The sequence below is a fragment of the Paenibacillus sp. JT22N15 genome, assembly GCF_059383755.1.
The window spans coordinates 188,575-208,109 of record NZ_JBXENV010000012.1 but is presented as its reverse complement, the minus strand read 5'-3'; the positions used below and the strand labels follow the sequence as shown (position 1 = coordinate 208,109).

Here is a 19,535-nt window from a genome sequence, read left to right as displayed (position 1 = left end):
ATGAGGGCACGCCAAAGTTGGTGAATGACAGGGGAGGTAATACAAAGATGAAAAAAGCAGGAAAACTAGGCATGTCGCTGTTGATGGCGACGATGCTGCTCGTCACATCCGCTTGTGGAAGCGGCAATGGAGGAACGAATACGGCAGGAGCTGGCAATACCGGTGGGACGAGTGCTCCGGCAGCGGCGAGCAGTGAGCCAGCGGCAGCGCCGGCGGATAAAAAAGTGACGCTCGGCTTCGCACAGGTTGGTGCAGAAAGCGGCTGGCGTACAGCGAATACGAATTCGATTAAGGAATCGGCGGCAGCGGTCGGCTATGACTTGAAGTTTTCCGATGCCCAGCAAAAACAAGAAAATCAAATTAAAGCGATCCGCTCCTACATTCAGCAAAAGGTGGACGTGATCGCGTTTTCCCCGGTTGTGGAATCCGGCTGGGATACGGTATTGAAGGAAGCGAAGGATGCGGGCATTCCGGTCATATTGACAGACCGCGCCGTTGATTCGTCGGATACATCGCTGTACGAGACGTTTATTGGCTCCGACTTCGTGGAAGAGGGCCGCCGCGCTGGACAATGGCTAGTAGATAAATATAAGGATTCGACTGACGAAATTAACATTGTCGAGCTTCAGGGCACAACCGGCTCGGCGCCAGCGATTGATCGCAAAACAGGCTTTGAGGAAATCATTAAAGACCATGCCAACCTGAAGGTTATCGCTTCCCAAACGGGCGATTTCACCCGTGCGAAAGGCAATGAGGTTATGCAATCCTTCTTAAAAGCGAATAAGAAAATCGACGTTCTGTATGCTCATAATGACGACATGGCGCTAGGCGCGATTCAAGCGATTGAAGCAGCAGGCCTCAAGCCGGGCGAGGACATTGTCATCATTTCAGTCGATGGCGTTAAAGACGGCTTTGTTGCGGCAAGCGAAGGCAAAATCAACTTTATCGTCGAATGCAATCCGCTGCTCGGGCCGCAATTGATGCAGGCGGTACAGGATGTACTGGATGGCAAAACGATTGAGAAGCGTATCGTGACGGAGGAAGGCGTCTTTACTTCGGAGCAGGCGAAGGCCGCGCTGCCTGACCGGAAATACTAGAAGCAGAGCTTAAAGCCAGCGAAGGAAGCCGAACAAGGCTGGTCCACGTACCAGGCGGACGGCTTCCTTTTTCATCTTTTATCGTTCATCGCACAGGCGAAATTCCAAACCAAAGGGGAGAAGAAGATGGAGCGGGAACGCGAACCTATCCTGCAAATGAGCAATATCCATAAAGGCTTTCCAGGCGTAAAGGCTTTATCCGGCGTGAGCTTTCGCCTCTTTCCCGGCGAGATCCATGCGCTGATGGGCGAAAATGGGGCGGGCAAGTCAACCTTGATTAAGGTGCTGACTGGCGTGTATTCCATTGATCACGGCACGGTGGAGCTTGCGCATCAGCGTATGGCTATTGATAGTCCTCAAGCGGCGCAAACGGCCGGTATTAGTACGGTTTATCAGGAAGTAAATTTATGTCCGAATTTGACGGTTGCTGAAAATATTTTTATCGGCCGCGAGCCGCGCCGTTTTGGCCGTATTTTATGGAAAGAAATGAATGCGGCAGCCGAGAAGCTGCTGCTCGAACGCTTGCAAATTCGCTTGGATGTAAAGCTGCCGTTATCGGCTTATTCCGTCGCCATTCAGCAGCTTGTTGCGATTGCTCGGGCGCTGAATATTTCGGCGAAGGTGCTCATCTTGGATGAGCCGACGTCGAGTTTGGACCGCAATGAGGTGAAGCAGCTGTTTGAGGTCATGAACAAGCTGAAGGTGGAAGGGCTGTCCATTTTGTTCGTCACGCATTTTCTGGATCAGGTATATGAGGTGTCCGATCGAATAACCATTCTCCGGGGCGGAGAATTTGTAGGGGAGTATTTGGCGAAGGAGCTTCCCCGGATAGAGCTCGTATCGAAAATGATCGGCAAGGAGCTGCAGCAGCTTGATGCGCTGCCGCGTGAGAAAGAGGCGGCTGCGGCAGCCGAGTCTTCGCAGCAATTGGTTATTGAAGCGAAGGCGCTTGGCCGCAAAGGGGCAATTGAGCCGTTCGACCTCCATATTCGCAAGGGAGAGGTCGTTGGCCTTGCAGGCTTGCTTGGCTCGGGAAGGACGGAGCTGGCACGGCTGTTCTTCGGCGCAGATAAGCCTGATGAGGGCGCGCTGCGGGTGAACGGAGTGAAGGAGGGCATCGCTTCGCCGCGCGAGGCGATCGACCAGGGAATTGCCTTTTGCCCGGAAAACCGCAAAACAGAAGGCATAATCGACGAGCTGACGGTGCGTGAAAATATGATTCTCGCCCTGCAGGCGACGCGCGGCTGGTTCCGCGCCATTCCCCGCAAGCGGCAGGATGAGCTGGCTGATGAATATATCAAGGCGCTCAACATTAATCCGCCGAACCCGGAGCAGTTGATTAAAAACCTTAGCGGCGGCAACCAGCAGAAGGTCATTCTTGGCCGCTGGCTGCTGACGCAGCCGAAGCTGCTCATTCTTGATGAGCCGACGCGCGGCATTGACGTCGGAGCAAAGGCGGAAATTCAGAAGCTTGTGCTGAAGCTGTCGGGCCAAGGCATGTCGGTGCTGTTCGTCTCCTCGGAGCTGGAGGAGGTGCTGCGGGTCAGCGACCGGATCGCCGTGCTGCGGGACCATGTCGTAGTCAAGGAAATAGAAGAAGATGAAATGAGCCAGCAGCAGCTTATGCAGGCGATGGCAGGGGAGTGAGCAAGCATGGTGAAGCACCATTTATTTTGGCCGCTGGTGATGCTGGGGGCGCTGTTATTATTTAATTTGCTGTATGAGCCGGATTTTTTCTCCGTGCAGATGCGGGCTGGCAAGCTGTACGGCAGCTTGATTGATATTTTGAATTTTGGCGCGCCGCTTATTCTCGTTGCTATCGGCATGACGCTCGTCATTGCCACGAAGGGCATCGACCTGTCGGTCGGCTCGATCGTGGCCATTGCAGGCGCCATTGCGTGCATGACGCTCAGCAAGGGCACGGATCAGAACATGCTGGGCCTTGTGCTCAGCGCAGTCGGCATTGCTCTTGTGCTGGCGCTTGTGCTGGGCCTATGGAACGGGATGCTTGTGGCGGCCTTCGGCATTCAGCCGATTATTGCCACGCTTATTCTAATGGTCGCCGGGCGCGGCGTCGCCCAGCTCATTACGGGCGGGCAGATTATTACCGTATCGAGCAGCGCCTATAAATTCATCGGCGCAGGCTCGCTGCTCACGCTGCCCTTCTCCATCTTTATCGCTGGCGCCGTGCTGCTGATCGCAGCGCTGCTGACGCGCAAAACCGCCCTCGGCCTGTTCATTGAGTCCGTCGGCTGCAACCCCGAAGCGAGCCGCCTGGCCGGCATTCGCTCGCGAGTTGTCATGATCGCCGTTTATATGTTTTGCGGCTTATGTGCCGGCATCGCCGGTTTGCTGCTCAGCGCAAATGTATCCAGCGCCGACGGCAACAACGCCGGGCTGTGGTATGAGCTTGACGCGATTCTTGCCGTCGTCATTGGGGGCACCTCGCTCAGCGGCGGACGCTTTTATTTGCTCGGTACGGTCGTCGGCGCACTCATTATTCAGACGCTGACGACGACGATCTACATGATCGGCGTTCCGCCGGAAATTACGCTTGTGGTCAAAGCGTTTGTCGTGCTGCTCGTCTGCCTCATTCAATCGGAGACGTTCCGCAAGACGCTGGTACATCGCTTTAAAACTCGCCGCTATCCGGCAGAGAGGGAGGTTAAACGCCATGCTTAAACGGCAGTATATCCCGATCGTAGTAACGGCTGCGCTGCTCGCTTTCATGTTTGCGGCTGGCTCGTTCCGCTACACCGGCTTTTTCTCGCTCCAGGTGCTGCTCAATCTGCTCATTGACAACGCCTTTCTGCTTATCGTCGCGGTCGGCATGACCTTCGTCCTCGTTTCCGGCGGCATTGACCTGTCGGTCGGCTCGGTCATTGCGCTGACGACGATGATTTCGGCAAGCCTCGTCCAGCAGCAGGGCTGGCCGCCCGCCGTCGTCATTCCGCTGGTGCTCGTGCTTGGCGCCGCCTTTGGCTGGCTGATGGGAGCCATCATCCATTATTTTAAAATCCAGCCATTCATCGTCACGCTCGCCGGCATGTTTCTGGCGCGGGGACTATGCTACGTCATTAGCATCAATACGATTACGATTGACCATCCGTTTTATACGAGCATGGCGCAGACGAAAATCAAGCTGCCGGGCGGCTTTTTCATCTCGATCAGCGTCATTATCGCATTGGTTGTAGTGGCCGCAGCAATTTATTTGGCGCATTACACCCGCTTCGGCCGCAATACGTATGCGCTTGGCGGCAGCGAATCGTCCGCGCTGTTAATGGGGCTGCCCGTCGCCCGCACGAAAATTCTCGTGTACACCTTTAGCGGACTTTGCTCCGCGCTTGCGGGCGTCGTCTTTACATTCTATATGCTGTCGGGCTACGGCCTGCATGCGGTTGGCTTGGAGCTGGATGCCATCGCGGCGGTCGTCATTGGCGGCACGCTGCTGACTGGCGGCGTCGGCTACATCCTCGGCACCTTTTTCGGCGTATTGATTCAAGGAGTTATCCAAACGATTATCAGCTTTGAAGGCACGCTCAGCTCGTGGTGGACCAAAATCGTCATCGGCCTGCTGCTGCTGCTGTTCATCGTCCTGCAGCGCCTGCTCAGTGCAAGGCGGCAAATGCAAAAAGCTTAATAGAACGCGGTTCAAGGGTGCAGCGCAACGATTCGACGTTGTTCGCGGCACCCCCTGAGTCGTTACGACCATGACAAAGCGCCCTGTATCCATTACAATACGATCAGCAAGCTGGAAGGGCATGGACGCTTTTACTGGCTGAACCGGAGGGAGCCTTATGCGAAGACAAGCTGTATTTGTGAAAATGATTTATGCAATCGCTTTCTTATTGCTGTTAAGCAGCTGCCAGCTTTCAGCCCCAGCTCCTTCATCCTCGGGGATAGGCCATTCGCTCCAGTCTGGAACAGGTATAGGAGAGGGCGCGATAGCAGAAGGCGGCACGCTGCCTGAAGCAACGGGAATCGAGCTCATTCAGCCAGTGAGGCCGATTGTTCTGGGTTTCTCCCAGCTTGGTTCAGAGAGCGAATGGCGAATGGCCAACACCAATTCGGTCAAAGAGGCGGCAAAAGAGGCCGGAATCGAGCTGTTGTTCGAAAATGCGGAGCAATCACAGGAAAAGCAGTTTGAAGCGATTCGTTCCTTCATTAAGCGCAAGGTCGATGTCATTGCCATTGCTCCGGTCGTGCATTCGGGCTGGGATGAGATTTTAACCGAGGTGAAGCAGGCGGGTATTCCGCTTATAATATCCGACCGATCCGTTGATGTGGGCGATACCTCGCTTTATGTGACGCATATTGGGGCGGATTTATATGAAGAAGGACGCAAAGCGGGCAAATATTTGGTCGATAAAATGCGGGATGCTGCCGAGACGGTTCAAATTGTCGAGCTGCGGGGAACGGAAGGCTCATCCCCCTCGATTCAGCGCGGACAGGGCTTTCGGGATATTGTGCTGAAGCAGCCGGGCTATAAAATTATGGCCAGCGTCGATGCTGATTTTACTTTTGAACGGGGCAAGGAAGCGATGGGCACGCTTCTTGAACAATATGGCGGTGAAATGGACGTGCTGTTCGCCCAAAACGATGATATGGCGCTTGGCGCAATAGAAGCGATTGAGGAATATGGACTGCGGCCAGGCGTCGATATTGTCATTATTTCAGTGGATGGGACGCGGCGGGCGTTCATGATGCTGGGGGAGGGTAAAATTAACTGCATCGTTGAATGCAATCCGCTGCTTGGCCCGAACATGATGCAGGCGGTGCAGGAGCTCGTTGCCGGGCGCACGCTGCCGAAGCGAATCGTGCCGCAGGAAAGCGTCTATACCGAGCAAATGGCGAAGAAGGAAACCCCGTTTCGGAAATATTAGATCTATCATATACAGCACAAGGCAGTTCCCGTCAGCGTAAAAGCTGCGCGGAAACTGCCTTGTGCCCTTTTCCCTATATGGTTTTGGTAGAGGCGAGGAACAGCTTTACATGCAGAATCGGAATAACCCGGTTATCCAGCCTGAAAGCTTGGTGGAAAATGTCCTTCTCGGAAGAATCCGGCACAGGTTCAATGTCGGCTTCTTCAATCGAAGCGGTATTTTCGATATCATCGACGAGCAGGGCTACTTTGGCTTGCCTGAGCAAAATGATTTTTTGATAGCTGTCTGGGGCCTGTCCAAACAGATTAAATTTTTTGCGCAAGTTAATAATAGTGTAGAGGCCGCCACGAATGTTGGCCACGCCACCATGCCACGGCTCGGCGAAAGGAAGTGGTGTTCCTTCTACGGCTGCTTGAATTTCATCAATTTCCGAAAAATGGACAGCAAAAGATTTGTTGGCCACGTTGAAAATAATAAAGTCGCTCATTAGAGATAGTCTCCTTGCCGTGTTTGGTATGCTTCGAGCAATTCCTATCTCTATTATATTATATCGTTCGACAAGCTGCATATAGCTTTCAAAATAATGATTTGACATTACGGGCAACCTGTAACTATAATAGTTACATGAAACGAGTCGCTTTTTCGGAAATATAGGAAAGGATATCCTAACGCTATCCTTTCTCACCTTATTTTATATTCAGGAGGAATAGACAATGAAAATAGCAGTTATTGGCGCAACAGGCAAAGCAGGAAGCTTGATTATTCAAGAGGCGGCAGCAAGAGGACATGAGGTGACGGCAATTGTCAGAACGGCATCGAAGTTTGCACAGTCCGATGCAGCCGTATTGGAGAAAGATGCGTTCCAGCTGACAGCAGCAGATTTGAAAGCTTTTGACATCGTCGTCAACGCATTCGGCGCACCGCAAGGCGAGGAAACAAAGCATGTAGAGCTCGGCAAAGTGCTGATTGAAGCACTCAAAGGCGCAACAGAAACCCGCTTGATCGTAGTCGGCGGTGCGGGCAGCCTGTTCGTGGATGAAGCGAAGACAACGCGTTTGTTCGAAACAGAGCATTTCCCGAAAGAATATTATGCGACAGCCTTTAACCAAGGCAGCAACTTGAATGACCTGGAAAGCTCGACTGGCATCAAATGGACATTCGTTAGCCCGGCAGCCTTTTTCAACCCGGATGGCAAACGCACAGGCTCTTACACAAAAGGCAAAGACAACTTCTTCTTTAACGCCAAAGGCGACAGCTACATCAGCTACGCCGACTATGCAATTGCCATTGTGGATGAAGCGGAGCAAGCGAACCATGTGAACGAGCGTTTCGCAGTCGTATCGGAAGCGGAATAAGCAAAAGGAATAGACCATTCCGACATTTTAATAGGTAATAGCTTCTCTAGAAAAAACAGCCCGAACGGACGCATCCGTTCGGGCTGTTTGCATGTCTCTAGCAGCTGCGAAAGCAGATTGACGCTTCACGGCTAGCCTTCGAGTCCGTCGATTTTGCCGAGCACGATCAGCGTGCGAATGAGCACAGCCGCCGCTTGCGCACGCGAGGTTTCTCGCTGCGGCTCGTAGCGGCTGCCGCCAGTGCCTGTCATAATGCCAAGCTCGGCAATGCTGCGTACCGCCTCCAAATACGCCGGCTTCACGCTGGCAATATCTTTGTAGCCGTTGACATTGATAACGCCGCCGTCTGCATGGCCGGCAGGGAGCTCCTCAGTTTTCGAAATAGCTGCCGCAACCATGCCCGCCATTTGCTCGCGTGTAAGCGGCTGGCTGTCCACGGCATAGGACGCCGGCAGCGCATTTGCGCCGAGCGCCCGAGTCAGCATCGCTGCGAATTCCGCTCGCGTTACAGTCCGCTCCGGAGCAAACTTGCCGCCGCCGATGCCGTTTACCAGCCCCTTCGCTGCGGCCAGCCGGGCAAGCGGTTCACCCCAATGCTTAGACATGTCACTGAAGACGACTTTATTCTCCGCAATGACATACGTGCCGTCCGCCGCAGAACGGATCGCTGCGAACCAGACGCCGCCGATATTAAGCTTGCGGGCAGGAACGAATGCGAGCTGCTTAGTTGCTTCGTCAAAGCGGAAGGCCCCCCAATACTTCGGTATCGCCTTCGGTTCGGCTGATAGCGGAATAAGCTTGGTCATTTCAGAGCTATATGTGTCCACTGATCGCAGCACCGCACCAGTCCCGGCATTGACAATGTCAACGCGTGCATGGACGGGAGCTCCGATTACCTTGCCGTCAGGCAAGCCGCTCGTAAGTGCATCCCGCAGCGAAGGATCGCCGGATTTATCGGTCAAAGTAAGTTTAAAGCTAATATCATTAGCGCCAAGCTTGCTTTCAGCAAGCAACTCCTGCAGTCCCGGTATTAGCGAAGCAAGCTGAACCGGGATGCGGTAGCTGCCGTATGGCGCCTTAATCTCAAGAAGAAAAGCTCCATTTTTGCTCGCGAAGTCTGCAAGCACGCTTGCCGGAATGCTGGCATAGACGGCGCTGCTGCCAGTATACGGCGAAGCCTCCAGCACAGCAATCGGCTTCGTCGTGTCGATGGTGCTCGCTGGAACGAGAGTACCGTTCAGGTTGATGCCTGCCACGGCAGCAGGTGAGGACGTGCCCCCGCTGCTGCCGCCTCCGCTTATCGGTGAAGGGGTGGGCGCAGGAGTAACTGTTGGAGTGGGACTAGCAGTTGGAGTAGGGCTAGCCGTTGGACTTGGCGTGGCCGCTGCTCTGGTCACAGTTACAGTGTACGTCTTCGTTGTTCCAATTTGCGCAGTCACTTTTACTTCAATAATATTATTGCCATCAGTCAAGGGCAGCGGGCCGAAAGGCGAGCCGCTGGCGGCAGCCGCACCGTTAATCGTGACCGTTGCTGCGCTGGTCGATACCTCTGGCGTAACCGTAATCTCGCTCACATTGCTGCCTACAGCTGCTGTATAAACCGTCGTACTCTCTTCAAACAATGGATTAAGAGAGCCGTCTGACAACGCAAGATGGCTAAGGTTCGCGTCGGTGGACAGTGGAACAGCGCTCACTTCATTGGACGCGGAGCTGTCCCGTCCGGCAAAAGCGGCTTTAACTGAATAATAATAGGTCATGCCGTTGGTCAATCCGGTTACTGTTCGGGAATAGACGGAGCTGCCGACAGTAGCGACCTCGGCTCCGCTGCTCCCCAGCGTCTGGCTCTGATAAATTTTATAACCGATTGCACCGTTTACCGGCTCCCAGGCCAAATCAGCCTGCATATCTCCGGCTATAGCAGGCTGCATAACAGGCACACTGGACACCCGAATGACTTGAGTGGAAGCCGTAGGAATAAGCCAAACGTTGAGGCCGTCAAACATGGCGGAATACATGGGATTGGCATTAACGCCTGCTGGCCAATTCGAGAAGCTCTCCATTTCGCCAGTCGTTGTGTCAATTCTGAATAATGGGCTGAAGGAGCTAGCCTTTACCCAAATATATCGCCCGTCAAAGGTGCTTTTGCCCAATAGGCTTCCGGATTTATTGAAGCCAGCCGGCCAATCGTCATAACCGGTCATTTCGCCAGTGCTCGTATCCAGCTTCACGACCTGATTTGCGTTATAGGGTATCATCCACATGCTGCGTCCGTCAAATATGCCTCCGTTGAATGCATAAAACCCTTTCGCGAAGCCGCTAGGCCAGTTGTCGTAGGCGGTCATATCTCCCGTAGCTGTATCGACCTTGATGACACTGCTCGCCGTATTAGGAACGAGCCACAAATTTTGCCCGTCAAAAATACCGTCGGTAAAAGCATAATTCGGCAGCGTAAAGCCGCTAGGCCAATCATTATAGCTGGCCATGCTGCCAGTTGCCGGATCGAGGCGAATCAGGGCATTGGCACTGGAAGGAACGAGCCAAATATATTGCCCGTCAAAAATGCCTCCACTGAATCGGGGAGAAGTGTTGTTAAAGCCGGCTGGCCAGCTGTTGTAGCCGGTCATGACCCCGCTTGCCGGGTCAAGTTTAATAATCCGGTCAGCTAATGCCGGGATCATCCATAGCGATTGCCCGTCAAATACGATGTCGCTGAATGCCCCGTACCCCTTCGTGAAGCCTGCTGGCCAATTGTTATTGCTGGTCATGGCTCCCGTTACAGGATCCAGCTTGACTACCTTATCCGTTTCTTGCGGGGCCATCCATATGGCTTGGCCGTCCGAAGCACCGCCTGCAAAAAGCGTGTAGTTCAGGCTCACGTCGCTTGGCAGCTCGTAAGCCGCCATCTCGATAGCGGGGCCGAGAGCGGTTGCCGCGGCTCCTGATGCCGCTGTTGACGTGGCTGCTGGCCAGAAGCCTGATGTCAGCAGCAGAGCGGCGAGACATACCAAGATTTGGTGCTGTATTTTGCTAAGCATCCGATAATCCTCCTATTCGTTTCCCTGATTGGAAAGGCTGTAATCTATATTCTACTATCTATATTTTACTTATTTTAGCAGCAAAAAAAATCCCCCTATAGGGGGATTTAGCGAAAAACAACATCTATTTTAGGCAAGCTGTACGTTTTTGCCGTTCATGGACGAAGGAAGCAGCGAATAAACGTTTTGCAGGTGAAATACGCGCGGGCTAAGCTTGAAGCTGGAGCCCTTGAAGGTGCAGCGGTCATAGTTGAAATGCAGGGACGATATTGTAATGGTGCAGTTGTTGAACGTGCAGCCAATGTAGTGGTTTCCATCGAAGCAAATATGCTCCCCGTCAAAGCGTTTGTTTATTATATAGTCCATCCTATATTCCTCCTCGAAATGTGTATCGAATTACTTTGTATTTACCCTAGTAAACAGATATGAAACAGGCATTAAGTGATATTGATTTCAGATATCAGCTAGCCCTCTCCTTTATTTGACGAAAAAGGAGCCTGTCCGGTTTTGCGGCGGGCGCTCTTGCAGACTGGGCTTAGCTGGGCGTGAACGAGCCAGGCACGCATTCATTTCCCCGCCTAATATAATGATATGCGACGTAATGAATAACCAGACCAGCAAAATAATAATGCCGCCTATGCTGCCGTACGTTTTGGAATAGTTGCCGAAATTATTAATGTAGAACTGGAACAGCATCGAGGCTGCAACCCAGCCAATTGTCGTAAACAGCACGCCGGGCAGCACTTCATTGATGGTCAGCCTGCGGTTAGGAGCAATCCAATACAGCATCGTAAATACGATAAGCATAGCGGCGAGCGGAATCGCATATTTCACCAAATTCCATACCCACTCGCTTTCACTTGGCACATGAAGCAGGTTGAACAAATAGCTGCTGATCGTCTGGCCAAATACGAGCATAAGCATGACGAGCGTAATGACAAGGCCAAGCACGAGCGTGGCGATCAGTGCAATGCCGCGTATTTTCCAGAAGGGGCGGCTTTCCTGCTCCTCATAGGCTGTATTCAGGCCTTTAATAATGGCATTCATGCCATTGGATGCCGACCAGATCGTCGCCAGCATTCCGACCGACAGCAGCGTCCCATTGCTGCCCTGCGTAATTTCTTCAAGCACCTTGCTGATTGCCTCGCCCGTCTCGGCAGGAAGCAGGCGAATAAGCTCGGCCACGAGGCTGTTCCCAGATAACTGAACGAAGCCGAGCAGGCTGACGACAAACAGCAGAAAAGGGAAGAAGGCCAAAATCAAATAAAAAGTCAGCTGCGCCGCTACCCCCGGCACATCATCATCGCGGAAACGGACATACATATCGAGGAAAAATCGCATCGTTTTTGATTTAGGTGCCATAAGCAGCTACCTCCGTTTATGATCTATTTTTTTAAGTTATTCATATATGGTCATGCAGGCTGGTTAAGCCCCGACATTGCCTGTCGTTTATGCTGTTGCTTATACTTACCCGCACAGGAGGCAGCTCAAGCGAAATAGGACGTATGCTATTCCAAAAACTAGTAGACAAACTGGATTAGTAAGGAAGTGGGTGTCAAGGAAATGAATTGATGGAGAGAAGAGAGAGGAGCTGGAGCAAGATAATTCGTACAATTAATCGCGCAGCAGGTACAACTTTTTCCAAATGATCATCGTCTATAGAATAAATGGGCGGACAGGAAGTGATCGTATGGACGTATATTTGCAAGCAAGCGTCGTCATAGCGCTGCTGCTAGGAGTGGGCCTATTGTTTATTGCTTCTACTAAAAAACGTCATGGGCAGGGCGAGCATATGAGCGAGCGTCAAAAAACGCTGCGGCGAATCGGCGCCTGTATCGTGATTTTCACAACGCTGCTGATCGTATTCGGCTTGTTGTCTTATAACGCCGATGAAGTGCATCAGATGGGGCATTGAATACTGACGCACAAAGGGGTTATCGTTAAGCCGCGCTTGAATAAGGCGACTTAACGATAACCCCTTCTATTGGTTGCGGCTCAGCTATTGGGAAAACGGTAGGCTGCGCCCGCATGAGTATCCGGCAGGCGTGTATTTCCTTTGCCGAACAGGCGCTCCCGAAGCGTATCCTCCTCGTATTGTTGTCTGAACATGCCGCGCCGCTGAAGCTCTGGCACAACGAGATCGACAAAGTCGATATGCGTCCCGGGAAGCACATAACGCTCCAAATTAAAGCCGTCAATACCGGTTTCCTCTACCCAATATTGCATTTGGTCGGCAATTTCCTCAGCTGTTCCGGCTATTACAATACCGCGAAATTCCTTCTCGGCAAAATTATCGCTCACTTCTCGGACGCTCTGAACTTTGCCGCTATGCTTCGTATAGCGCTCGGTATGCGTGCGTCCTTGCTCGGTTTTTATCTGTTCGAATGGCGCATCGGGAGCGAGCGCGGACAAATCAATGCCCGTCGCATTCTCATAGGTGAGCAAAGCCGCCTCCCGGCTGCGATGGGCTTTATATTCGGCAAGCTTGCCCTCAGCTTCCTCGCGCGTACGGCCAACCACAGCCGACAGTCCCGTGAAAATTTTAATTTCCCCGGCTCCTCTGCCATAAGCGACAGCCCGCTTGCGAATATCCTGCACCTGAGCCCTCAGCGCTTCTACAGTCGGGGCTTTCAGAAAAACACCCTCGGCATGCTTGGCGGCAAAATCTCGCCCACGATCCGAGCTGCCCGCCTGAAACAGGACGGGCGTCCGTTGAATAGAAGGCTCACTGGCATGGGAGGCCTTCATTTTATAATATTTGCCGCTGTGCTCAATGACATGAACCTTGTCCGCATCAGCGTAAATGCGGCGCTCGCGATCGGCGATGACAGCGTCATCCTCCCAGCTGCCCTCCAGCAGCTTATAGCTGGCTTCCATAAATTCCTCAGCCTGCTCATAGCGTTCATCATGCGGCAATATGCCGCTGCGGCCAAAGCTTTCCGCGCCGCTGATGCCGCCTGTAGCCACGACATTCCAGCCAATGCGGCCGCTTGTCAAATGGTCAAGCGTCGAGAAGCGGCGGGCGTTGGGAAATGGCAGCTCATACACAGGCGAGGCCGTCGTGACGAATGCGAGATGCTTCGTGCTGGCAGCGAGTGCAGAAATGACCAGCATCGGATCGTTGGAGGGTGTGTACACAGCTTCGCGATACGAAAGCTCGCGCTTATGGTGGGGGTAGCCATAGGAATCGGCAAAAAACATAAAATCGAATTTGCCGCGCTCCAGCACCTGCGCCAGCTCAATCCAGAAAGCCAGCTCCTTGTAGCGTGTAGATTGATTGGCGGGATGGGTCCATAAGCCCTGGGTCATTTGATTAGGGGTATGAATATCGAAAATGCCTAAATGGATTTTTTTCATCGCAAGCAGCGCTCCGTTCCACTATTTAAATATCAAGTTATTCACTCGGAATAATAGTTATAAGTGAGCATAGCGGAAGGGGCATCGTTTGTACAATTGAAAATGCTAAAGCGCCGCTTTAATAAACCTAAAGCATCGACTCGCTACCAATCTGGATCAGGAGTGAGCGCCTGCTTAATATCGGCAATCAGCTCTTTATTAATTTGGCTCAGCGTCGTGCTGTTCCGCTTAATGAGGATGCCGAGCTCAGGCCCCTCGGCCATATCAATAACCTGCTTAATGATTGTCCCCGGCAGCGGCGGTGAAATGGCGACGATGGGCGACAGGGCAATGCCAAGCTGAGCCTGTACATAATATTTGAGCGCGGAGATGCTGGCGACCTCAATGCTGTTATGCCGCAGCTTGCCGATTTTTTTCGTAATCATTTCCTCGATGCGAATCCGAAACGAGCAGGTTCCCGGCGTGAACAGAAACTTTTCATTCCGCAAATCCTTCATCCGTATTTCCGCGCGTTCAGCAAAGGGATGCCCAGCAGGGAGCAGCAATGAAAATTGTTCCTTCATTAAACGGTGAAATTCAAGCTCGATATGCGGTTCAGGCTGATTGCAAAGCGCCAGATCAATTTCATCGTCGATGACCATCTGCATCAGCTCTTTGGTCGTGCCGACCTTGACTTTAATTTGCACCTTCGGCTTTTTTTGCGTATACGCGGACAGAATGCCAGGCAGGCGACTGCTGGCGGAAGGCTCCGAAGCGCCTACCCGCACAACGCCAGCGTCCCCTTGAATGAAATCCGTTAAGGAGCTGTTCAGCTCGTCGTATTCCCGCAGCAGCATATCGGCCCGTTCATGGAACAGCCGTCCGGCGCTGGTGAGCGTTATCGTTTTGCCCCGCTCGAACAGCTTCATGCCGAGCTCCTCTTCCAGCTTCTTGATTTGTATCGTAATGGTAGGCTGCGAATATTGCAGTGCCTCGGCAGCACGCTGGAAATTACCGAGCTTAACAATGGTCTGGAACGTTTTAATTAACCGAATTTCCATGCGATTTCACCCCTATGCTTAAAAAATACTAAATTGGCTATTTAAATCTTTCAATTATACACGTTCAGCTTTATGCCCTATTATAACAGATATAAACCCGATTAAATCAAGTGGATTACACATATTTAAAATGGAAAATGGAGGTTTTACCCTAATGTCGAACGAAAGCTTGTACACCAGACACGCCCCTAGCTTCTCATCCAAAATATTCAGCTATGCCCCTGATGCCTTTAAGGCGTTCGGCGAATTTAACAAGGAAGCACTTGCTGATGGCGTAATTTCAGTGAAAGTTAAAGAGTTTATAGCCGTTGCCGTTGCCCATGTTACAGGCTGCCCTTATTGTATTGAAGCCCATGTCGGCAAAGCGAAGGCGCTAAACGCATCGTTCGAGGAATTGTTCGAAGCGGCGGCTGTCGGTGCTGCGGTCAATGCTCATTCCGCCTTCTATCAGTCGGTCAATGCGCTTAATGCGTTCAACGACAGCAAAGAAACGGATTTGTACAGCAGAAGCAATATCGAGCTGGTCGAGCAGCTGGAGGACGTAAATGAGGGGCTGTACAATGCTTTCTTCGAATATTTGCATAAGTCGCTTAAGCCGCAGCATATCGAAGCGAAGGAAAAGCTGCTCATCGCAGTAGGCTCGGCCCATGTGACGGGAAGTGCTTACAGCATTGAGATTTTTACAAGGCAGGCGAAGGAAGCGGGAGCAACACTGGAGGAGCTGGCTGAGACGATTGTTGTGGCAACGGTGTTGAAGGCAGGCTCTGCGATGGCACACCGGGTGAATGCCCTTCAAGCCTACGAGCGGGAGTAGCAGCCGATTTCTAGCCATTAATAGCCTGATAATCGAATGAAGAAGAAGAGGAAGAAGGGGGAAGCAAGCATGTCAGATGAAAATAAAGGCTGGAGCGGACAGCTCCCCGAGTGGGTTCATGAGCAGGTTGTCGCATGGCGAAGGCATTTGCATCAGCATCCGGAGCTGTCCTTTGAGGAGACGGAGACGGCGCAGTTTGTGGAAGATACGCTGCGCAGCTTTGGCGGGCTGATCATCAGCCGCCCAACGAAGACGAGTGTGCTGGCGAGGCTTGTCGGTGCTTATCCGGGCAAAACGCTGGCGCTGCGGGCGGATATGGATGCCCTGCCGATAGCGGAAGAAAACACGGTTGATTATGTTTCGCAAAATCCGGGCGTCATGCATGCCTGCGGGCATGATGGACATACCGCTGTGCTGCTCGCGACAGCGCGTCTGCTTGTAGAGCAGAAGGAGCGGCTGCATGGCGAAATCCGGTTTATTTTTCAGCATGCAGAGGAGCTTCCTCCGGGGGGAGCGCGCGAGCTGGTCGAAGCTGGCGTACTGGACGGCGTGGATTGGATCGTTGGCGAGCATCTGGCCGCCCAATTGCCCGTCGGACAAATTGGCGTCGTATATGGTCAGATGTCGGCATCGCCGGATAATTTCACCATTACCGTTAATGGGGTTGGCGGCCATGCCGGCTTCCCTCATCGCTCGGTCGATACGATTGCGATTGGCGCCCAGATCGTGACGAATATTCAGCATATTGTGGCGCGTTATACCGATCCGTTGGAACGGCTGGTCGTCTCTGTGACCCAATTCACGGCGGGAGCCTCCCATAATGTCATACCTGATAAGGTAACCCTGAAAGGAACGGTGCGGAGCTTCAGCGAGCAGGTGCGCAAGCAGGCGGAGGAGCAGCTGCAGCGCATTGTCGCAGGTATTGTTTCGGCACATAATGCGCAATTCGAGTTCCAGTATGTGTACGGCTATGATCCCGTGGTTAATGACGAAGCATTGACCCGAATCGTGGAGGAGGCGGCGATTGAAGTCGTCGGCAAGGAGCGTGTCGTTCACAACCCGCCGGGCATGGGCGGCGAAGACTTCTCCGCCTACCAGCGCAAGGTGCCTGGCACATTCATTAATATAGGCGCGGGCAACGTCGAGAAAGGCATCGTTTATCCGCATCACCATCCACGATTTGCAATTGATGAGGATGCGTTGGCAAACGGAGTGGCCTTATTCGTAAAAGCAGCAGAAAAGCTAGTGGATTGGCAGTCATAATGCACAATAACAGGGAGGCACTTTATTTATGAAGCAATATCAAAAGTTAGGAATAATCGGATTGCTCGGCGCATTGCTCATCGTTTTCGGCTGCTCCAGCAACAGCTCTGCACCTGCAAGCTCGAATGGAGCGGCTTCGCCAGCCGAGTCAGCAGCAGCTGGCACATCGGGAGGCGAGAAGCTGGCAACCGAACTGAAATATCCGCTTGCGCAAACGATTCCGACGCTTGATCCGCATCTGTCGCTTGGCGGAAGCAATTCCACGATAGCGGTCAATATTTACGAGGGACTATTCGCCTTTAATGCCAAGTATGAGCCTGTTCCAATGCTCGCCGAGTCTTATGAGCTGAGTGAAGATGGGAAAGTGTACACCTTCCGCCTTCGTAAAGGCGTCAAGTTTCACAACGGCAAGGAGATGAAGGCAGAGGATGTAGCAGCCTCGCTCAATCGCTGGAAAAATACGGCGCCGCGCGCGAAAAGCTCTTTTTCCGATCGCGAGTTTGAGGTGAAGGATGACTATACGGTCGTGCTCAGCTCGGACGTGCCGAGAAATGATACATTGGCGCAGCTTAGCCATGTGCTTAATTTTGCAGCGATAATGCCGAAGGAGGTCGTGGATGCGGCTGGTCCGGATGGCGTAACCGAGTATATTGGAACCGGGCCGTTCAAGTTTGTGGAGTACAAAACCGACCAATACGTGCATCTGCAAAAATTTGCGGATTACCAGCCTGTCGATGCGCCAGCTGACGGTTTTTCCGGCAAGAAGGAAGCGCTCGTGAACGATTTGTATTTCACTTTGGCTACGGATAATGCGACGCGTTTCTCCTCTTTCCTCGCGAAGGACTTTAACAATGTCGATGTCAGTCTGGATAATTTGCCGCAGGTTGAAAATGACCCTGACGTGGAAATCATCAAAAACCTGTCCACTGATTTCAATTTGGTTTTCAATAAAAAAGGTCCGCTGTTCTCGCAGCTGAAATACCGCCAGGCTGTCGCATCGGTGCTCGATGTTGACCAGGTTTTGCTTGGCATCGTCTCCACACCGGAGCTGTACCGCTTGAATCCGAGCTACATGTACAAGGAAAATGCGAAATGGTACAGCGAGGCAGGCAGCGAAGCCTATAACCAGAAAAATCCGGACAAGGCGAAGCAGCTTCTCCAGGAAGCGGGCTACAATGGCGAGGAAGTTACCCTTCTGACGACCAAGGATACAGGCACCTTCTATAATGCAACGTTGATGGTGCAGGCACAGCTGGAGCAAATCGGCATCAAGACGAAAATCGACATTTCCGATTACGCCACGATGCTGACGAAGCGGGCTGACCCGAATGGCTGGGATATTTATGTCGGTCCATTCCTCGTGCCTTCAACGCCTTCACAGCTGCTTTATTTGAACCCGACCTATGGCTTTGCTGATGATGCCAAGCTTGCGGAGCTGCTTGAAGCTTCTACCTCGGCTATTAGCGACGATGCGATAAAAGCGGCGAATGATGCGCTGCAAGCCTATGAGTGGGAGTATTTGGCGGCGATTAAAATCGGCGATATTTACAACTACAATGCGGTTCGCAAAAATCTCGTCGGCTTGACGTACCTCAGCAACATTCCGAATTTGGCAAATACGAAGCTGGTTGAATAATAGCATTGCACAGCACTATACAGCATTGGAGCGGGCCTAAAGCAGGCATACAGCAACTGTACGCCGTGCGGAATTTCACTTTGGAGGGAGGTAAACGGTTTGACCGCTTTTATTGTAAAACGAGTGCTATCGTTGATCCCTATTCTTTTCATCATGTCGGTTATTGTCTTTCTGATCATTTACCTCATTCCGGGTGATCCCGCGCGCGTCATGCTGGGTGATGGAGCAGACGAAGCGACGATTCAGCAGCTGCGTGCCAATATGGGGCTTGATCAGCCGCTTATCATGCAATATGGCCAGTGGATGGGTTCAGCGCTGCGCGGGGATTTAGGCGATTCTTATTTTTTGAAAAAATCGGTGTCTGCCGTCATAGGCGAGCATCTTCAGCCTACCCTGTCGCTCGCGCTGCTTGCCGAGCTGATTGCGATAACCATCGCACTGCCCTTCGGCATATGGGCGGCAGTCAATCGCGGGGGCTGGGCGGATAAAGCATTGACCACCTATACGCTGCTCGGCATAACGATTCCTGGCTTCCTGCTCAGCATGTTTCTGGTGCTTCTGTTCGCCGTGCAGCTGAAATGGCTGCCGGTATCCGGCTATGCGCCGATCAGTGACGGGCTTTGGGATTTCTTGAAATTTTTAATTTTGCCCGGCATTTCAGTCGGCGTCGTCATGTCGTCGGTTATTGCCAGAATCGTTCGCTCCTCCTTTCTGGAGGTGATGAACCAAGGGTATGTGAAGACGGCGCGCTCGAAGGGGCTGCGTGAGCGGAGCATCGTATACAAGCATATTTTGCGCAATGCGCTCATTCCCATTTTGACGGTCATTGGCGGAACGTTCGGTACGCTGCTCGCTGGCGCGGCGGTCGTAGAGAGCATTTTTAACATTCCGGGACTGGGACAGCTTCTAGTCCATTCGGTATCGCGCCGGGACTATACCGTCATTCAAGGCTTGGTGCTGTTCATCGCGTTCACCTATGTGCTAGTGAATTTGGTCGTTGACCTGCTTTATGCGGTCGTCGATCCCCGGATTCGGTTGAATAAATAACAGAAAGG

The 19,535-nt window shown here is 52.4% G+C and carries 17 protein-coding genes; 11 read left to right on the top strand and 6 right to left on the bottom strand.

Features of this window, described 5'->3' with window-relative positions; genetic code table 11:
• Positions 1 to 47 precede the first annotated feature (47 nt).
• From AC50X8_RS23450 to AC50X8_RS23430, 5 genes are all read left to right on the top strand, one after another.
• Positions 48 to 1,097 (top strand): ABC transporter substrate-binding protein, encoded by a 1,050-nt coding sequence (locus AC50X8_RS23450; protein ID WP_056033628.1) that lies wholly within the window; start codon positions 48 to 50, stop codon positions 1,095 to 1,097.
• Between the two features lie 126 nt (positions 1,098 to 1,223).
• Positions 1,224 to 2,744: a sugar ABC transporter ATP-binding protein gene (locus tag AC50X8_RS23445; RefSeq protein WP_056033630.1), complete on the top strand. Its 1,521-nt coding sequence runs from the start codon at positions 1,224 to 1,226 to the stop codon at positions 2,742 to 2,744.
• A 6-nt stretch (positions 2,745 to 2,750) separates the two neighbouring features.
• Positions 2,751 to 3,779, top strand: a complete 1,029-nt coding sequence (locus AC50X8_RS23440) for an ABC transporter permease (protein ID WP_494881823.1) — start codon at positions 2,751 to 2,753, stop codon at positions 3,777 to 3,779.
• Positions 3,772 to 4,737 (top strand): galactofuranose ABC transporter, permease protein YjfF, encoded by a 966-nt coding sequence (yjfF, locus tag AC50X8_RS23435; RefSeq protein WP_056033636.1) that lies wholly within the window; start codon positions 3,772 to 3,774, stop codon positions 4,735 to 4,737. The genes AC50X8_RS23440 and yjfF overlap by 8 nt, the downstream gene beginning before the upstream one ends.
• 157 nt (positions 4,738 to 4,894) lie before the next feature.
• Positions 4,895 to 5,980: an ABC transporter substrate-binding protein gene (locus AC50X8_RS23430; RefSeq protein ID WP_494862551.1), complete on the top strand. Its 1,086-nt coding sequence runs from the start codon at positions 4,895 to 4,897 to the stop codon at positions 5,978 to 5,980.
• 73 nt (positions 5,981 to 6,053) lie between these two features.
• Here AC50X8_RS23430 and AC50X8_RS23425 read toward each other — a convergent pair whose 3' ends face one another.
• Complete coding sequence (locus AC50X8_RS23425; RefSeq protein WP_056033639.1) at positions 6,054 to 6,467, bottom strand: chemotaxis protein CheW; 414 nt, start codon at positions 6,465 to 6,467, stop codon at positions 6,054 to 6,056.
• Positions 6,468 to 6,693: 226 nt separating this feature from the next.
• Here AC50X8_RS23425 and AC50X8_RS23420 point away from each other — a divergent pair, with 226 nt between their 5' ends.
• Positions 6,694 to 7,335 carry an NAD(P)-dependent oxidoreductase gene (locus AC50X8_RS23420; RefSeq protein ID WP_494881821.1) on the top strand — a complete coding sequence of 214 codons (642 nt, stop codon included), beginning with the start codon at positions 6,694 to 6,696 and terminating at the stop codon, positions 7,333 to 7,335.
• Positions 7,336 to 7,466: 131 nt separating this feature from the next.
• On the opposite strand, the gene AC50X8_RS23415 is transcribed toward AC50X8_RS23420, so the two are convergent.
• From AC50X8_RS23415 to AC50X8_RS23405, 3 genes are all read right to left on the bottom strand, one after another.
• Entirely contained in the window at positions 7,467 to 10,370 is a 2,904-nt protein-coding gene (locus AC50X8_RS23415; protein ID WP_494881819.1) for an S-layer homology domain-containing protein, read from the bottom strand.
• 129 nt (positions 10,371 to 10,499) lie between these two features.
• Positions 10,500 to 10,736: a hypothetical protein gene (locus tag AC50X8_RS23410; protein ID WP_056033648.1), complete on the bottom strand. Its 237-nt coding sequence runs from the start codon at positions 10,734 to 10,736 to the stop codon at positions 10,500 to 10,502.
• Between the two features lie 111 nt (positions 10,737 to 10,847).
• The gene (locus AC50X8_RS23405; RefSeq protein ID WP_494881817.1) at positions 10,848 to 11,732 is read right to left on the bottom strand and encodes a YihY/virulence factor BrkB family protein; all 885 of its coding nucleotides are present in this window, start codon (positions 11,730 to 11,732) and stop codon (positions 10,848 to 10,850) included.
• 283 nt (positions 11,733 to 12,015) lie between these two features.
• Here AC50X8_RS23405 and AC50X8_RS23400 point away from each other — a divergent pair, with 283 nt between their 5' ends.
• Positions 12,016 to 12,285 (top strand): hypothetical protein, encoded by a 270-nt coding sequence (locus AC50X8_RS23400; RefSeq protein WP_494881815.1) that lies wholly within the window; start codon positions 12,016 to 12,018, stop codon positions 12,283 to 12,285.
• 80 nt (positions 12,286 to 12,365) lie between these two features.
• Here the strand turns inward: AC50X8_RS23400 and AC50X8_RS23395 are convergent, their stop codons facing one another.
• Complete coding sequence (locus AC50X8_RS23395) at positions 12,366 to 13,727, bottom strand: LLM class flavin-dependent oxidoreductase (protein ID WP_494881813.1); 1,362 nt, start codon at positions 13,725 to 13,727, stop codon at positions 12,366 to 12,368.
• 143 nt (positions 13,728 to 13,870) lie between these two features.
• The gene (locus AC50X8_RS23390) at positions 13,871 to 14,767 is read right to left on the bottom strand and encodes a LysR family transcriptional regulator (RefSeq protein ID WP_056033665.1); all 897 of its coding nucleotides are present in this window, start codon (positions 14,765 to 14,767) and stop codon (positions 13,871 to 13,873) included.
• 154 nt (positions 14,768 to 14,921) lie between these two features.
• Between AC50X8_RS23390 and AC50X8_RS23385 the strand changes: the two genes are divergently transcribed.
• The 4 genes from AC50X8_RS23385 to AC50X8_RS23370 all read left to right on the top strand — a co-directional run bounded on the left by AC50X8_RS23385 (position 14,922) and on the right by AC50X8_RS23370 (position 19,527).
• Positions 14,922 to 15,581 carry a carboxymuconolactone decarboxylase family protein gene (locus AC50X8_RS23385; RefSeq protein ID WP_056033667.1) on the top strand — a complete coding sequence of 220 codons (660 nt, stop codon included), beginning with the start codon at positions 14,922 to 14,924 and terminating at the stop codon, positions 15,579 to 15,581.
• A gap of 69 nt (positions 15,582 to 15,650) precedes the next feature.
• On the top strand, positions 15,651 to 16,844 hold the full coding sequence (locus tag AC50X8_RS23380; RefSeq protein WP_494881811.1) for an amidohydrolase: 1,194 nt from the start codon (positions 15,651 to 15,653) through the stop codon (positions 16,842 to 16,844).
• A 28-nt stretch (positions 16,845 to 16,872) separates the two neighbouring features.
• On the top strand, positions 16,873 to 18,480 hold the full coding sequence (locus tag AC50X8_RS23375; RefSeq protein WP_494881809.1) for an ABC transporter substrate-binding protein: 1,608 nt from the start codon (positions 16,873 to 16,875) through the stop codon (positions 18,478 to 18,480).
• 99 nt (positions 18,481 to 18,579) lie between these two features.
• Complete coding sequence (locus AC50X8_RS23370) at positions 18,580 to 19,527, top strand: ABC transporter permease (RefSeq protein WP_494881805.1); 948 nt, start codon at positions 18,580 to 18,582, stop codon at positions 19,525 to 19,527.
• Positions 19,528 to 19,535 lie beyond the last annotated feature (8 nt).

Bases quoted from the DNA above. Each gene is read 5' to 3' on its own strand.
- AC50X8_RS23375 (WP_494881809.1), top strand. From the start codon at position 16,873: ATGAAGCAATATCAAAAGTTAGGAATAATCGGATTGCTCGGCGCATTG.
- AC50X8_RS23420 (WP_494881821.1), top strand. From the start codon at position 6,694: ATGAAAATAGCAGTTATTGGCGCAACAGGCAAAGCAGGAAGCTTGATT.
- AC50X8_RS23405 (WP_494881817.1), bottom strand. From the start codon at position 11,732: ATGGCACCTAAATCAAAAACGATGCGATTTTTCCTCGATATGTATGTC.
- AC50X8_RS23450 (WP_056033628.1), top strand. From the start codon at position 48: ATGAAAAAAGCAGGAAAACTAGGCATGTCGCTGTTGATGGCGACGATG.
- AC50X8_RS23430 (WP_494862551.1), top strand. From the start codon at position 4,895: ATGCGAAGACAAGCTGTATTTGTGAAAATGATTTATGCAATCGCTTTC.
- AC50X8_RS23395 (WP_494881813.1), bottom strand. From the start codon at position 13,727: ATGAAAAAAATCCATTTAGGCATTTTCGATATTCATACCCCTAATCAA.
- AC50X8_RS23440 (WP_494881823.1), top strand. From the start codon at position 2,751: ATGGTGAAGCACCATTTATTTTGGCCGCTGGTGATGCTGGGGGCGCTG.
- AC50X8_RS23385 (WP_056033667.1), top strand. From the start codon at position 14,922: ATGTCGAACGAAAGCTTGTACACCAGACACGCCCCTAGCTTCTCATCC.
- AC50X8_RS23445 (WP_056033630.1), top strand. From the start codon at position 1,224: ATGGAGCGGGAACGCGAACCTATCCTGCAAATGAGCAATATCCATAAA.
- AC50X8_RS23425 (WP_056033639.1), bottom strand. From the start codon at position 6,467: ATGAGCGACTTTATTATTTTCAACGTGGCCAACAAATCTTTTGCTGTC.
- AC50X8_RS23380 (WP_494881811.1), top strand. From the start codon at position 15,651: ATGTCAGATGAAAATAAAGGCTGGAGCGGACAGCTCCCCGAGTGGGTT.
- AC50X8_RS23415 (WP_494881819.1), bottom strand. From the start codon at position 10,370: ATGCTTAGCAAAATACAGCACCAAATCTTGGTATGTCTCGCCGCTCTG.
- AC50X8_RS23390 (WP_056033665.1), bottom strand. From the start codon at position 14,767: ATGGAAATTCGGTTAATTAAAACGTTCCAGACCATTGTTAAGCTCGGT.
- AC50X8_RS23410 (WP_056033648.1), bottom strand. From the start codon at position 10,736: ATGGACTATATAATAAACAAACGCTTTGACGGGGAGCATATTTGCTTC.
- yjfF (WP_056033636.1), top strand. From the start codon at position 3,772: ATGCTTAAACGGCAGTATATCCCGATCGTAGTAACGGCTGCGCTGCTC.
- AC50X8_RS23400 (WP_494881815.1), top strand. From the start codon at position 12,016: ATGATCATCGTCTATAGAATAAATGGGCGGACAGGAAGTGATCGTATG.